Annotated in this window: 10 protein-coding genes; 5 read left to right on the top strand and 5 right to left on the bottom strand. The window is 68.1% G+C overall.

Features of this window, described 5'->3' with window-relative positions; all coding sequences use genetic code 11:
• Positions 1 to 3: 3 nt before the first annotated feature.
• The 3 genes from AB0H93_RS14465 to AB0H93_RS14475 form a co-directional block, all read right to left on the bottom strand.
• Entirely contained in the window at positions 4 to 1,734 is a 1,731-nt protein-coding gene (locus AB0H93_RS14465; protein WP_358572316.1) for a Rieske 2Fe-2S domain-containing protein, read from the bottom strand.
• On the bottom strand, positions 1,734 to 2,651 hold the full coding sequence (locus tag AB0H93_RS14470) for an aromatic ring-hydroxylating dioxygenase subunit alpha (protein ID WP_358572318.1): 918 nt from the start codon (positions 2,649 to 2,651) through the stop codon (positions 1,734 to 1,736). The genes AB0H93_RS14465 and AB0H93_RS14470 overlap by 1 nt, the downstream gene beginning before the upstream one ends.
• A 525-nt stretch (positions 2,652 to 3,176) precedes the next feature.
• A complete protein-coding gene (locus tag AB0H93_RS14475) occupies positions 3,177 to 3,416 on the bottom strand; it encodes a hypothetical protein (RefSeq protein ID WP_358572320.1) in 240 nt (79 codons plus the stop codon).
• 426 nt (positions 3,417 to 3,842) lie between these two features.
• On the opposite strand from AB0H93_RS14475, the gene AB0H93_RS14480 reads away from it, so the two are divergent.
• The 4 genes from AB0H93_RS14480 (at position 3,843) to AB0H93_RS14495 (ending at position 8,382) form a co-directional block, all read left to right on the top strand.
• Entirely contained in the window at positions 3,843 to 4,616 is a 774-nt protein-coding gene (locus tag AB0H93_RS14480; protein ID WP_358572322.1) for a helix-turn-helix transcriptional regulator, read from the top strand.
• Between the two features lie 82 nt (positions 4,617 to 4,698).
• Positions 4,699 to 5,901 (top strand): 4-hydroxybenzoate 3-monooxygenase, encoded by a 1,203-nt coding sequence (locus AB0H93_RS14485; protein WP_358572324.1) that lies wholly within the window; start codon positions 4,699 to 4,701, stop codon positions 5,899 to 5,901.
• Positions 5,902 to 6,239: 338 nt separating this feature from the next.
• The gene (locus AB0H93_RS14490; RefSeq protein WP_358572326.1) at positions 6,240 to 6,554 is read left to right on the top strand and encodes a hypothetical protein; all 315 of its coding nucleotides are present in this window, start codon (positions 6,240 to 6,242) and stop codon (positions 6,552 to 6,554) included.
• Positions 6,555 to 6,594: 40 nt separating this feature from the next.
• Positions 6,595 to 8,382, top strand: a complete 1,788-nt coding sequence (locus AB0H93_RS14495; RefSeq protein ID WP_358572328.1) for a hypothetical protein — start codon at positions 6,595 to 6,597, stop codon at positions 8,380 to 8,382.
• 213 nt (positions 8,383 to 8,595) lie between these two features.
• On the opposite strand, the gene AB0H93_RS14500 is transcribed toward AB0H93_RS14495, so the two are convergent.
• A complete protein-coding gene (locus tag AB0H93_RS14500) occupies positions 8,596 to 9,501 on the bottom strand; it encodes a helix-turn-helix domain-containing protein (protein ID WP_358572330.1) in 906 nt (301 codons plus the stop codon).
• 77 nt (positions 9,502 to 9,578) lie between these two features.
• Between AB0H93_RS14500 and AB0H93_RS14505 the strand changes: the two genes are divergently transcribed.
• Positions 9,579 to 10,802 carry a cytochrome P450 gene (locus tag AB0H93_RS14505; protein WP_358572332.1) on the top strand — a complete coding sequence of 408 codons (1,224 nt, stop codon included), beginning with the start codon at positions 9,579 to 9,581 and terminating at the stop codon, positions 10,800 to 10,802.
• 262 nt (positions 10,803 to 11,064) lie between these two features.
• Here AB0H93_RS14505 and AB0H93_RS14510 read toward each other — a convergent pair whose 3' ends face one another.
• Positions 11,065 to 14,910: an amino acid adenylation domain-containing protein gene (locus AB0H93_RS14510; RefSeq protein WP_358572334.1), complete on the bottom strand. Its 3,846-nt coding sequence runs from the start codon at positions 14,908 to 14,910 to the stop codon at positions 11,065 to 11,067.
• Positions 14,911 to 15,099 lie beyond the last annotated feature (189 nt).

The following is a 15,099-nucleotide window of genomic DNA, read 5'->3' on the forward strand; positions in this document are numbered from 1 at the left end:
TCCTCACAGGTCCAGGGTCAGCTGGGCGGTGAGCGAGCGGGAGACGCACGTCATGATCGAGTCTCCGGCCGCCCTTTCGGCATCGTCGAGGTAGACGTCCTGGTGGTCCGGCTCGCCGTCGATGACCGCGACCCGGCACGTACCGCAGGCCCCCTGCTCGCACGAGGACGGAACCGTCACCCCGGCCTCGCGCACGGTTTCCAAGATGCTGCGCCCGGGCTCCACCGTCAGGTTCATGACAGACCGGGCGAGGACGATCTCGAAACGGCTGCTCTCGTCGATCTCCTGGTCATTGCGGAAGTACTCGAAGTGCACGGCATCGCGCGGCCAGCCGGCCCGGTGCGCGACATCCCTGGCGACGTCGAGCATCGGCGGGGGTCCGCAGATGTAGACCTGGCAATCCGCATCGTCCGTGGTGCCGAGGATCCGCTCCAGCTCGGCCCTGGTCTCCACCGGATCCAGGCCGATGATGGTCCGGACGTTGCCGAGCCGCGACAGGCGGTCGCCGAAGGACACGTCGGCTTCGCGCGCGGCGAAGTGGTGCAGCTCGTAGTGGAGACCTTGGTGCTCCAAGGCCTGCGCCATCGCGAGCAGCGGCGTGATCCCGATTCCGCCGGCGACCAGCAGCGTGCGTTCGCGGTCTTGCCGCAGCGGAAAACCGTTGCGCGGTAGGGACACCGCGAGCACGTCACCTTTCCGCACCTGCTCGTGCACGGATATCGACCCACCCGCGGAGTCGGAGGTCAGCTTCACGCCGATCACGTAATGCCCGGTCTCGCCGGGCCCGTTCACCAGGGAGTACTGCCGGACCAGGCCACCGGGCAGGGCGACGTCGAGGTGAGCGCCCGGCTGGCCGCTGGGGAGCGGACCGTCGCCCACCGGTCCCAGCTCCAGGCCGCGGACGCCGGCGCCCGCCTCCCACGCCCGTACCACCCGGACCCGCGTCGGCAGCTCGTGGTGGCCACTGCGGGCGGGCATCGACGCCAAGTGCTTCGGGACCGGCTCGTAGCGGGGCAAGAGCGGTTCAGGGGCGGGTTGCTCCGCAGCCCGGTCCTGGGCGAACTCACGAAGCCGGGTCAGGGCGAGGTCGAAGTGCCGAAGCAGCCGCAGCCGCTCGCCCACCGGTGCGGGGCTGCTCAGCACTCCCCGGATGATCGCACGGTCGGCATCCGTGGGCTGCACCGCGAAGAAGCCAACCCCTTCCAGCTCGACGACGAAGTCCCCGTGTCGTCTCGTCGCCGGCGGCTCGGTGTTCGGGAGCGCGGGTGGCTGCTCCAAGAGCAGGGTCACCACGTCCGCCGGTTGCGCCCGCACCGGCATGGGGCGGAGCACGAGACCCGCATCGAGTTCCGGTGGCTCGTCAGGCGGCTCCGCCAACGCGGTCCACACCAGCCCGCCGCTGGTGCGCACCGGGTAGGTGCGATTGGTGATGGTCCGCGCGGGTGCGTCGGCGGGATGGGCCGGGATGTACGTGCAGGCCGCGGTCCGGTTGGCGTAGCGCCAGCCGTGGTACTGGCATTTCAGCTCGCGGCCGTCGTTCATCGCGATCGACAATCGGACACCGCGGTGCAGGCACCGGTTCTCCCAGACGTTGACGTAATCGTCGTCGGCCCGCCACACGGCCAGTTCCTGTCCTAGCAGTTGGCCTTGAAACACGTGCCGGTAGACCAGATCGCTTTCGGACGCGACCGGGTGCCAGGTCTTCTCCGCGCGCAGCAGCAGGTCCTCACGCATCACGCGGCTCCCGGGATGACGCCGTAACGGACCCCCAACTGGCCCAGCCACCTGCGGTAGGCGACCCCGGACTTGTCGGCCCGGATCGGCGTCTCCGCTCTCGGGTCGAGCGGCAGGCCGCGCGGCAACTGGTTCTCCAGGATGGGTTTGTCCTGGCCGAAGATCGATACCTGGAACCGGCGCAGGGCCCAGTCGGGCTGGTCGTCGTCCAGCAGGCACAGCCACATGTGGGCGCGGATGTGTTCCTGGTCGAGGGCCTGCACGAACAGACCGATGACGTCGAACCGGCCCTCGGCCCCCGGGCTCGACTTGTACAGCACGGAGCAGTGCGGATGCGGAACCCGGAAGACGTAGTCGACCTCCGCCCCACCCTGGCTGGAGAGAGCCGCTTTGGGCTGGTAGAACACGCAATCCGTGGCGATGATCTCCCCGTCGGCGGCGGAGACCTCGACGTTGTAGTCCTTGACCTCGGTGTGCGGCTCATCGCCGAGTACGGAGGTGTGGACGAACGGGAAGTGCCCCATGTCGAGGAAGTTCTCGATGCCGCGGGGCGCGGATGTGCGGGCCGTGACCGAGATGGCGTGCAGCACACGTCGATTGCTCTCGTCCGCCTCCGGAATTTCGAACAACGGGCGTGGCGCGCCCAGCGACGTCCACAGGTAGCCGTACCGCTCGATCACCGGCAGGGTCGAAGCGGGAGGCCCTTCGGCGGGCCATGCCGCCGACTCGGGATCACCGTCCTGCCGTCTCCACACGGCGAGCCTGCCCTCGGGCGATCTGCTCAGCGTCAGCGGAACACCGAGCAGTCGGTCCCTCCAGGTGCGGTTTCGGGGCATCGTCTCGACGGCACCCAGCGGGTGCCAGAGGTCGAGCAGGACCTCGTCTTCGCAGGGTTGTTCCAGGAATTCGGGAGCCATGGACGGCCTCCTTGCACAGACGGTCGGGAGGGGAGGGGTATGGCCGAAAACGCCATCCCGCTCCGGAGGTCGACGACGCGACCACGGACCCGGCGCAGATCACTCCCGAACTGGTGCCAGCCAGCAAGTTAGCACCATCCGACCGAAAAATAAACAAACTGTTGCAAGGCGTTCAAGGCTCGCCCCGTCAAAGGCCTCCACCGGCCACTCCCCCGGGAAGACCGGTTCCCGTTACTACATCGGGGTGAGTCGTGCCCGCTGCGAGCCGCATCAGCTCGCGCGCTTCGGCTTCGCAGCCCGGCTTGCCCGAGTTCGTGAACGGATTGCTCCCAGGCACCGAAATACCCGGCACGCCCGCGGTCGTGACCGCACCACCGCCCGTGCGCACGGCGGACACAATGCTGCCCCGGTGTCAGCACACCGGGGCAGCAGGACGTCCGGGACCGCGGGTCCGGGACTATCGGGTTCGCGACGGGGGTCTTGCGGGGCAATAGCTTCGCCCCTGCCCCCAATGCGCGCCGGGTGTCAGCTCAGCACCTCGAGGAAGATCCAGCCCTTGTCGTCGGTGTAGCACCTGGCGTCCTTGTAGGTGCCGTCGGCCTTGAGCTGCGCCGCCTCCGCATTGCACTGGTCCATCGAGGAATACACCGCGGGTCCGCCACCGACGGTCTCCCAGCCGGACGCGGAAGCGGTGCCCACGGCCAACGGAATGGAAACCACGGCGGCGCCGAGGGTCAGACCAGCAGCGATGAGGGAACGCCGCATCTTCATATACACCTCTCCTGATGAACAAGGCCACAATGGCCTAGCCGGTTTCTTGCAGGGCCGAGATTACGTTCAGCCGGTTCCGGAACCGCAACGGCGAACCGAACATGTAGGGATTCCTTTCAGGAGCATGGGCTCCGCACGTCATAGGTGCCCGTTGGCCGATGAACCCAACCGGGCATCCGCCCCACCTCGGCCCCGCCGTGTTCGGTGATCCCCGCCCGCGACGGAGGCGGCAGCGTCAGCCACTCCTGGCCCTCCGGCACTGCTCGGCGACCGAACTCCTCACCACCTGAGCAGCCCTACGCAGATCCACTGTGGACGTCTGGTGGAGTTGGCGGTGATGGCGGGCAGGCCGGCGCCGCGGGCGGCGTGCCACGCGATGATCAGGCCGCGCAGCGCGCGCCGGTCGGTAGGCTCGATATCGTGCCTGATATCCACCAGAGGCCCTCTCTGGTCACGCAGATCGTGGAGAAGCGGGGGCTGCTCGTGCACGGGGATGGCATTGCGCCGCACCGTCATACCGAGGGGCAGCTGCTGTATCCCTCGGCGGGCGTTCTCGCCACCACGACAGAGAGGGGCACATGGGTCGCCCCGGCCAATCGTGTCGCGTGGACGCCGCCGGGTTTCGAGCACTACCACCGCGCGTACGGAAAGACCGAGGTCCGGGTGGTGGAGGTTACCGGGGCGCTGTGCGCGTCGTTGCCGGATCAGCCGATGGTGTTCGCGGTATCCCCGCTGCTGCGGGAGGCGTTGCTGGTGCTCACCAGTGGTCGTGCGCTTCGGCCGGAGGCGCGGGACCGGCTTCGCGGGGTGGTCGTGGACGAGCTGGCGGATGGCCACGAGGAGGCGCTGCATCTTCCGGAGCCGACCGATGATCGCCTTCGTGCGGTCGCGGACCTGCTGCATGCCGATCCCGCGGCATCGTTGACGTTGGCGGAGCTGGGGCGGGTGGTCGGGGCCGGCGAGCGGACTTTGAGCCGCCTGTTCCAGACCGAGCTGGGGATGAGCTTCCACAAGTGGCGGAGCCTGCTGCGCGTCCAGCATGCGCTCATCAGGCTGGCCGAGGGGGCCGCGGTCATCGATACGGCTGCCCGGCTGGGGTGGGCCAACCCGACCAGCTTCATCGAAGCATTCACCGCCATCGTCGGCCAGACACCCGGGCGGTATCAGATGGAGCTTCGTCGCAGGGACCGGTGACCGCGACAGGTTTGGCGGGTTTCCGGAACATGGTGTCGACATGCCGGTACCAGGCAGCCCTTGCGCCGGGTGACCATGGGGTATGCCAACAAACCGATCGACGTCCGAAGTGGACAAGAACACCACCGTGGTGATCGTGGGAGCGGGAGTCGCCGGGCTCGCGCTCGGCAATTTCCTGCTGCGGCGCGGGATTGATTGCGTCATCGTGGAGAAGCACAGCCGTGAATACGTCGAGCAGCGACAGCGAGCCGGGGTCATCGACACCCGGGCGGCACGCATGTTCCGCGTGTGGGGGCTCGAAGACCGGGTGGTCGGCGGCGTCCCGACCGAGCCGGTGCTGAACTTCCGCGTCGACGGGGAGACACGCACCCTCACGCTCGACGCGAATGATCACGGCGGCGGCCGTTTCTGCCCCCAGCAAGTCCTCATCCGCAACCTCATCGACGTCTTCCTCAGCGATGGCGGAGACCTTCGCTTCGACGCCGAGGTCTCGGTGGAGAACATCGCCGGTGACGAACGCCCACTCGTTCGCTACCGGGACAGTGCCGGCTCGACGAAGCTGATCAGTTGCGAGTTCGTCGCCGGCTGCGACGGTGACCGTGGCGTCAGCAGGGCCGCCATCCCCAGCGAGTCCCTCACGCGCTACTCGCACGAGTACGGATACGCGTGGCTGACCATCCTGGCCGAGGTCCCCGCCAATCACCAGTCCATGATGGCGCTCCACCCTCGTGGATTCGCCGGACAGTTCGGTCGCGGTCCGCACGCAAGCCGGTTCTACCTGCAGTGCCCGCTCGACAGCTCCACGGCACAGTGGACGGACGAGCGCATCTGGGACGAACTCGAGACCCGCTTCGGTGAACCCATGGCCGCCAAGGGCCCGATCTCCGGCACGCAACTCGTGCCCTTGCGCAGCGTGGTGTACAGCCCGATGAGCTACGGCCGGCTGTACCTGCTCGGGGATGCCGCCCACATCGTTCCCCCGATGAGCGCGAAAGGGATGAACCTCGCCCTGCACGACGCCGAAGTGTTCGCCAACGCCATGGTCCACTACCAGACCAACGATCACGATTTCAGCCTGCTCGACGATTACTCGTCGACGTGCATCCGTCACGTGTGGAACTACCAGGCCTTCGCGACGTGGTGGACCGAACTGGTGCACAACGCCGGAGACGCCTCGCACCAAGGCGAGTTCCGGCATCAGATCGCCCGAGCAGACCTCGCGCGCCTGTTCGAGTCCGGCTCGGCGAACCGACTGCTCAGCGAGTTCATCGCCGGGCTGAACTAACCACGCCTACGCGGGGAGGAAGCACCTGTTTCATTGCTGACGCCTCGCGTGGCATCGGTCCCGAACTCGCGGAGCAGATCCTTGCCCGCGGGGACCGTGTCCCTCCGGCGACGAACCGGTACCCGGAAAGGCCGACTCAGCCGATCTCCGCAAGGCACATTCCGCAACTGCCGGGTTTATTGCTGCTTTACAGCAGCTGAACAATTGACGACGACCGCCAGCAGGAATGTTAGGACGATCACCCAACCTTCCTTTCGCTTGCGCCACGACAATCTTCTCCAGGAGCCTTTTCAGGTATCGCAGTCGATAGACCGCGACGCGCATGAGGAGGCAGCAGATTGGACCGCGTTTCGGCGGACTCCGGACACATTGCGAGGACAGCGAGGGCTTTCCGCGACGTGGCCGAAGGTATGCGCAGTTCGGGCGATCAGTTCGCAGACAGCTTCCAGGGAAGCGGATACGGGAACCTGCCCGAATCCGACGAGGCCACGGCGCAGACCCGGGCGGTCGTGCAGGCCGTCCTCGACGGGGTGCGCGGGCAGGTGGACGAGTTGCTGAGGCACGCGGACGCGCTGGATCGGCAGGCCGCGGATTACCGGTCGACCGAGAACCATGCCGAGCAGGCCGCCACCAGACTGGGCCTCGGTCGATGAGTTCGGAAGGCGAGCAGAACGCGGTCGGCGGAGCGGGTTCATGACCTACGACGCCGCCTACGATGCGGCGGCGAAGACCGGCGACCCCGCCGTGCTCGGAACGCAGGCGCAGGCCTGGAGCACGCTCGCCGCAGCCCTGCGCAGCCACGAGGCGGACCTTCAGTCCCGGCTTGCCCATTCGCAGGCGGGTGGCGACTGGACCGGCCCCGCAGCGGACGCCTTTCACAACGCGACCGACGGCCTCACCGGGCGCATCGACGCGCTGTCCACCTTCTGCGAAGAAATGGCGCAAGCGCTGGGCCACCACGCGCAGCAGCAAAAACAGATTTCGGAGATTCTCAAAGAAATCGCAATTCAGGTCGCGACACTGGTCGCCTACATTGCCGCGGCGGCATTCTTTCCGGCGCTGATCGCGACTGCGGAAGCATACATCGCGACGCTGGTCGCGCAGTCGAACCGCATGCTCGCCCTGCTCGCCCAGATACTCGCCACACTCACCCGTTGGCTCGCCTCCGTACGGGCCGCCGTTCAGCGGCTGGCGGCGGCGAGCTGGCGGGGGGAGAACTTCAGCTTCGGCTATGGTCGCGCGCTGGTCGAGGGTTTTCGCGACTTCGTCATCGACATCGCCGCCAGCAGCACGGCAGCGGGGATCACGGGCAAAAGCATCAACCCGGAGCACCTGTTCACCAACGCGGCGATCAGCTTCGGCGTCGGAGGCGTCTTCGGCGGAGCAAGCGCCAGTGGACTGAAGAGGAAGCTCGACAGCTCGGGCGAGATCTTGCGCGCGCCGGACGGGCGGCCTGATTTCGTGCCTTTCAGCGGTCAGATCGACACCGCTGTGCAATCGCTGCGGTGGAACTCGCCGGGTCGGCGGCAGGCCACAACGCCGCCGGAACCGAACTCCCCTGTCCCGCGCCCCCATGCACACCGAGAACAGGCGATCTGGAGGCTCGACGATGCTCGGGCCAACGCCCGCGAGCTTGGCTTGCGGGGAAACCCGCGCGAACACCGCCACCTCATCGGCGAGGCGGACGCCGCGCACCAACGTGCCTCCGATGCCCGCGAGAAGCTCGCCGCCGCACGATCTGCGCTGCAGGACGCGGAAAACAGCGCGGCAGAAGCCCACACGGCGTTGCAAGCGGCGCGGAGCCGCGTCGACCACGCCGAACAGCGACTGTGGCGTGCGGAAAGCCTCCTCGCCGTCTACCAGCGATCGGGAAACCAGCGCTGGCAGGACGATGCGGAGACTTTCGTCCGGGAGGCCAGAACGGAGCACCACGCCGCCACCCAGCAGGTGACCGCATTGCGTGAACAGCACGACCGAGCGGTGCAGGCGCTCGACACGGCACGTGACTCGGCGGGCGTGGCGCTTCGCGAGGTGGAGCAGACCGAGGACGTCGTCAACGAACTTCGGCGGATGCTGGCCGCGTCGAACGAAGTCAGGGCGGCGGCGATCCAGTTCAACATGCATGGCACCTTCGACGACAAGCTGCGAGAGGCGTGGCGGCACAACGACTGGCGGGACTCCTTCGGCACCGCCAAGCCCTGGCAGTCGATCGTCTTTCACGAAAGCGTGCGCGACATCGCCAAGGGCGCGTCCGGCTCCGCCGCACAGTCGGCAGCCGGCATCGCGAACGGCAGCCGGGACCCGGGCACCACTGGGCGTGACGTTCTTTTCGGTGCGCTTGCCGGCGGCGTGCGCGGGGCTGCCGTTGGCTCCGCCGGCAACCGGGCATTTCCCGACACGGGCCTCGAAGAATGGCTCTTTCGAATCGGTTTGAAGTCCACCGAGAGTTTCACCCGTGAACAAATCAATGGGCCGCGATGAGCCCTTTCGCCGCGCCCTGACCGGAGACGCTCGTCGCGGTCTGCGGCACGTTCTGGACGCTGCGCATGGCCAGTGAATGCAGGGCCCGCACGGGATCGCCACCCGTCCTCAGGCCAAACGGAAGAGTGCTCCGCTGACGAGCCGGCCGCGCGACCATACCGGCATGCCGGCTCGGACGAACCCAAGCGGACCTCGGGCACCCCGTCGCGTAGGTCAGTGCCCGCTGGGCTGGTTCTTCTGGCTCATGTTGAGCTTCTCGGCCGCATGACGGAGTTCTCCGGCGCAATGCTCGCGTTCAGCGAGACCGACAGCCTCCCGCAGCGGTCCGACTTGAAGTTCCCAGGTCGCGCGGCCGGTACCGTCGAAGACGGGAGCCACCGCGTAGCTCAAGGGCAGCGGTTCGTCGGCCCGCAGGTCCGCGAATCCGTAGGGCCGCCCGCTGATCCTGGCGAGCAGGGACAGGACGCGACCCCGCAGGTGCTGCGGAACAGCGTCACCGGCGAGCTGCTCGACCACGTCGGCGAGCACGTCGAGCACGACTGGATCGGCCGCGCCGATTCCCCACAAACCGGTTCCAGTGGCCCGAATCTGCTCAAGCACCTGGGCGAGAGCTGGGCGCTGTTCGGCAGCTGCGGTAGCCAACCACGCGCTCTGCCACTGCTCATCGGCGAAGGCCACCACGGCCGCTCCGGCCGGCGCACGTAGCGGCAGACTGGTTCCGGTGGTGATTCCCGCCGGCAGCCTGCCGTTGCCTTCGGTGACAGCCAGGAACGTCAACTCGGTTCTCGTCACCAGGCTCAACGCCGCTCCACACCCCACGCGCTGGGACAACGCGCGGAGCACCTCCTCGACACCGGCAGGCACTGCCAGCGAGTCGCGCGCCGTGGCCGCAAGTCCTGCGAGCCTCGATCCCGGCCGGTAGCTGAGATCCGCCAGCCGGCGCACCCAGCCACGTTCGTCGAGCGCGGAAAGTACGGCCGCGACAGTGGACCGGCTCAGGCCGAGTTCGTCGGCGACCTCGGCGGCCGTCATCGGCGCTCCCCGCTCCACGACCAGTTCCACCACCGCGATCGCTCGTTCCGTCGGCGGAGAAGCCGATCGGTCCTTGCCCACCGCCATGCAGCCCCCTAATCTTTTGAACACGATTATTTGAGTTTATGATACGAATATTCGGGTCACATGCGAAAGAGGTTCCGATGACCGCCTCGCCAATCGCCGGTGGAGCAGACTTGGAAGGCTTCGACTTCGCCGTGGACGACACCACCGCCCTCCACGAGATCCTCGCCGAGCTGCGCGCGGCGAAGCCGTACGCGATCGTGCCGTTCGCCGGAAAGCACGCGGTGCTCCTGCTCACCCACGAGCTGGTCGGTGCCGCGTTCCGGGATGAGGCCACCTTCCCCGCCTCGGCGATCTACCCGCTGACGACCGGGCCCGTACTCGGCAAGACCCTGCAGTGCATGTCCGGGCGTGAGCACCGGATCAACCGCGCCATCGCGTCACCGCCGTTCCGGCGTGGCGAAGTCGCCCGGCACGTCGAGCCGGTGCTCGAACCGCTCGCCCACGAACTCATCGACCGCTTCGCAGACCACGGCGAGGCGGACCTGGTCGCCGAGTTCACGACCCGGTACCCGGTGCTGGTCATCAGCCGACTGCTCGGGCTCCCGGTCGAGGACGAAGACATCGTCCGGCGCTGGGCTCACGACCTGTTCTGCTACCCGTTCGATCCCGACTCCGCATTGGCGGCTTCGCGGGAGTTCACCGAGTACCTCACGCCGATCCTCGAACACCGCCGCCGCAACCCCGGTGACGACCTGATCTCCACGCTGGTCACCGCGACCGCCGAAGGCGAACGGCTCGATGACGAGCAGGTGCTGGCATTCCTGCGGCTCTTGTTCCCCGCCGGGGCCGACACCACGATGCTCGCGCTCGCCAACACCTTGGTCGCCCTCCTGACTCATCCCGACCAGCTCGAACTGGTCCGCTCAGCCCCGGACGAGCACGTGCAGTGGGCGATCTGGGAAGGCCTGCGCTGGGAACCTCCGGTCGGCCTGCTACCCCGCATCTGCCCGGAAAGCACCACGTGGCGGGGAATCGACATCCCCGCGTCCACCCCGATGATCTTCTCCATCAACGCAGCTCTGCGCGATCCCGCCGCCTACCCGAACCCCCACCGCTACGACATCACCCGACGAGCGGCGGACATGCTGGCATTCGGCCAAGGACCCCACACCTGCGCCGGCACCTGGCTCGCCCTGGCAGAGCTGAGAACGGCCCTTGCGATCCTGCTACGCCGCCTCCCCGTCCTGCGAATCCGGGACAACGCCACCGAGCGCGCTCGCATCACCAGCCAGGTCGGCACCGCGCTCCGCGGCCCAGCCGAACTCCCCGTGCGATGGGAGGTGCGGCGAAGTTCGACCTGAGCTCGGTGCGATTCCCCCGAACACGGGAACATCGCGCGTTCAGGGTTCAAGTCCCCCTGAGCGTTTTTCATCCTCTGTGCGGAATGCCTGTGCCTCTGGGTCGTGAGTGGCTGTGGCTGCTGTGGCGACCACAGGCACTCACGACTCCTGTGCGTTCGGGACCTGATGCAGTGGTGCCGTGACGCCGCTAAAACCTGTCCGGTGTCGTCGTACATCTCGTGCTGGATCGCCTCGTCGACCACCCCACTAGCCTCGCGACCCGCTACGGTGACGTGGTAGCTGCCGCTGGCTCCCACTGCAGGCGGTCTGCGATCAGCCTGCCGATGACGGCCATCGGTTCCGACTGCGTGATGGTGTGGTGGGTGCAATCGATGTCGTGGGAGATCACCTCACCCGTGATCCGCGACCGCCACGCGCCACCGTCGGTGACTTGATCGGCCCGGGTCGCGCGGAAGTACAGCAGATCCCCGTCGAAGACGGACTCGGTGAAGGTCGGCAGCAGCGCGGCGGCGTGGACGAGAACGGTGGTGAGCGCCGTCAGATGCTCCTCCCCCAACGCGAGGTGCGCCTCGGCGTCCGGACCCGCCGCCTCGAGCAACAACGACAGGACGTCCTCGTGCTTGGGCGCGACTCGCTGTTCCTGCGGGTCGACCGGCCGCGCGTCGAGCAGGGCGAGCAACGCCACGCGCTCGCCGTCGGACTGCAGGCGGGCGGCGACCGCGTGCGCCAATGCGCCGCCGAGCGACCAGCCCAGCAGATGGTACGGCCCGGTCCGTTGCACCGAGCGGATCTGGCGCACGTAGCCGTCGATCATCTCGCGGAACGACGAGGGCAGCTCGTCAGGCCGGGCCAGACCGCTGGACTGCAGGCCGTAGACCGGAACGTCCTCGGGCAGGTGCCGCGGCAGGCCGGCGTAGCACCAGCTCAGACCACCCACCGGGTGCACGCAGAACAGCGGCGGTCGAGAACCGTTGGCACGCAACGGAAGCAGCGTCTCGAACGCGTTCGAAGACGTTTCGTGATCCAGCAGGCGCACCAGGTCGGCCACGGTCGGAGCCTCGTACACGACGCCGAGGGGCACCTCGGTTCCCAGGTCGGCGCGGAGGCGGGTGACGAGTTCGGCGGCGAGCAGCGATTGCCCGCCCAGTTCGAAGAAATCGTCGTCGATGGTGACCTTCCCGACGCCGAGCACCTCGGCGAACAGGGCGCACAGCCGTTCCTCGCGGGGGGTGCGGGCGGCACGACCGGGGCGGGTGTCGGCGGCGGGCAGGGCTGAGTGGTCGAGCTTGCCGTGCACCGTCAGGGGCAGCTCGTCGAGCAGGACGAACGATGAGGGCACCATCGAGGTGGGCAGTCGTTTCGCCGTCCACGACCGGAGTTCCGCCGCGTCGAGCGGGCCTGAACCCGGTACCACGTAAGCGACCAGCTCGGGCTCGGCGGACGTTGTCGTCGTCACCACTGCCTCGGCTGCTCGTGGATGCGCGGTGAGCACCGCCTCGATCTCGCGCGGCTCGATGCGGACGCCTCGGACCTTGACCTGCTCGTCGGTGCGGCCGAGGTACTCCAGCATGCCGTTCTCCGTCCACCGGGCCACGTCGCCGGTGCGGTACATGCGCGCGCCGGGCGGCCCGAAAGGATCGGGCAGGAAGCTCTGCGCGGTCAGCTCCTCCTGGTTGAGGTATTCGCGGGCGACCTGGTCACCAGCCAGGTACAGCTCGCCGGGCACGAGTGGCGGCTGGGGTCGCATCACGCGGTCGAGGACGTAGGCCCGGACGTTGTGCCCCGGACGGCCGATGACCGGCCGGTCGCCCTCGATGCGGCAGTACACGGCATCCACTGTGGACTCCGTCGGCCCGTAGTAGTTCCAAGCCTCGACACCGGGGCAGTCGCGCAGCGTCGACCACAGCGCGGGATCGATCGCTTCGCCGCCGACCATCAGCAGCCACGGGAACTTCTCCGGTCCGGACAACAGGCCTTCGGCCAGCAGGAGACGGAGGAAGGACGGGGTGAGGTCGGCGAAGTCGATCCGATGCTGGGAGAAGTAGCGCACGAGTGCGGCCGGGTCGAGGCGCACCGCGTCCTCGACGAGGTGGACTTCCTGGCCTGCGGCCAGGAACAGCAAACCCTCCCAAGCGGTGTCGAACGAGAACGACGCGGTCAACGCCGCACGCAGTCGTCGCCCCGCCGGGTCGATCAGTTCGCGCTGGTGGTCGTGGAAGAGGTTGGCCAGGTGGCGGTGCTCGACGACCACTCCCTTCGGCCTGCCGGTCGAGCCGGAGGTGAAGCTGACGTACGCCGCGTGATCCGGCCGGTGGGTGCCGGTCGGATCGGTGCCGGGTTGCCGGTCGATCCCGACGTCGTCGAGCAGCAGAAGTGGATGCTCGACCGGAAGAGTCGCGCTGATCTCCGCGGTGGTGAGCACGTGGAGCGGCAGGGCGTCCGAGAGCAGCGTCCGGATGCGGGCGGGTGGATGGCTCGGATCGAGCGGCACGCACGCCGCGCCGGCCTTGAGCACCGCCAGCACCGCGACCACGTAGTCGGCAGTGCGCGGCAACGCCAGCGCGATGCGCGTCTCCGGACCCGCGCCACGTGCGATCAGCAGGTGCGCCAGGCGATTGGCGCGGGTGTTGAGTTCGGCAGCGGACAACATCGTCGAGCCGCAGACCAGCGCGGTGGCATCGGGCGCCGCACGAACTCGGGCCTCGAACAGTTCCGGCAACGTCGTGGCCGGCGTCTCCTGCCGGGTGTCGTTCCACGTGTTCAGAACCAGTTCGCGCTCATCCGCGGACAGCATGTCGATCGCGCCCACCTGCTGCCCGGGATCAGCGGTCGCCAGCGTGTGCAGCAACGCGAGGAAACGGCGGTGGTGCGCGGCCGTGGTCGCGGCGTCGTACTTGGCCGGATCCGAGTTGAAGTCGATCCGCAGCGATCCATCGGCGGGCCTGTCGTAGACGTTGACACCGAGGCCCGTCACCGGACCGTTCGACAAGTTGCGCAGCACCGCGGGATGGCGGCCGAACCGGAGCTGCGCGTCGTGGGTCATGATGTTGATGCCCCAGTCACCGAGGTACCCCCCGCGGTGATGGCCGATCCCCAGATCGCGCACCAGGTGCGTCGAGGAGTAGCGCTGGTGGCGCAGCAGGCCCTTCGCGCTGTTCGCGGTGGTGCGCACCAGCTCCGCCACGGTGGTCGACGGAGTCATGCGGGTGCGCAGCGGCAGCACGTTGGCCACCATCGACGGCACGCCCCGCGCGACGCTGCCCGACCGGCCGTTCACGGTCAGGTCCAGCGTGACCTCGTCGTCGCCCGCCAACCGATGCACGTACAGCGCCAGCGCGGACATCGCGACCGACGGCAGGCTCGTGCGCGCCTGCCGCGCCAGCGCCCGCAGGCCCTCGGCGTCCGCCGGGGTGACATGACCGGTCTCCCGGAGGAAGGTGTGCGGCACGATCGACGACGGCCGAAGCGACCGGCGCGCCGCAGGCCAGTCGGCCAGTCGTTCCGCCCAGTACTGCTGATCGCGGGCGAAGCGCTCGGATGCCTCGTATTCGGCCTCATCGGCCAGGATCTGCGCCAGTGAGCCGAACGGGCACGGCGGAGCAGGGTGCTTCTCCTCGGCCGCCGTGTAGAGTTCCGCGACCCGCTGGATGAACAGCGAGAAGCCGTAGCCGTCCAAGATGATGTGGTGCAGTCCGAGGTAGATGGTGAACCGCTGCTGCCCGGTCCGCAGCAAGGCGAACGAGAACAGCGGCGAGCGGCGGAGGTCCGCCGGCCTGCCGAGATCGGCCCACATCCACTCCTCGGCGGCCGCAGCCGGATCGGCGGCCCCGCGCAGATCCACCACCGGCAGCGTCCAGTCCAGCAACGGTTCGATCGCCTGCCAGACTCGCCCGCGGCCGTCGCCACCGAATCGGGCCCGCACCGCTTCCGTCTCGTCAACGGCCTCGCGCAACGCGACCTCGAGCAGCGCGACATCCACCGGGCCGTCGATCTCCACCGCTTCCGCGGCCCGGTAAATGGGGTTTGCCGGATCGAATTCCTGGGCGAACCACACCCCCCTCTGGGCAGCCGTCAGCGGCAATGTTCCGCAGTCGATCTCCTTAGGCATGGCACGCTGCGTACCACGAGAGCAGCAAGATCACACAGCGCTATGCCCTGCGCGCCAGGGGTAATGACCCTCCGTAATTCTGTGAATCACGTTCCCGGGTGATGACCCCCAGCTGCTGATCCACCAACGAGACGCCTGCCCAAGCCGGCAATGTGCCGCTACCCCCGAAAACCCAGAAACCGCAGGACA

This window comes from Saccharopolyspora sp. NPDC050642, assembly GCF_040654735.1.
In the GTDB taxonomy this organism is placed as follows: Bacteria; Actinomycetota; Actinomycetes; order Mycobacteriales; family Pseudonocardiaceae; genus Saccharopolyspora; species Saccharopolyspora elongata.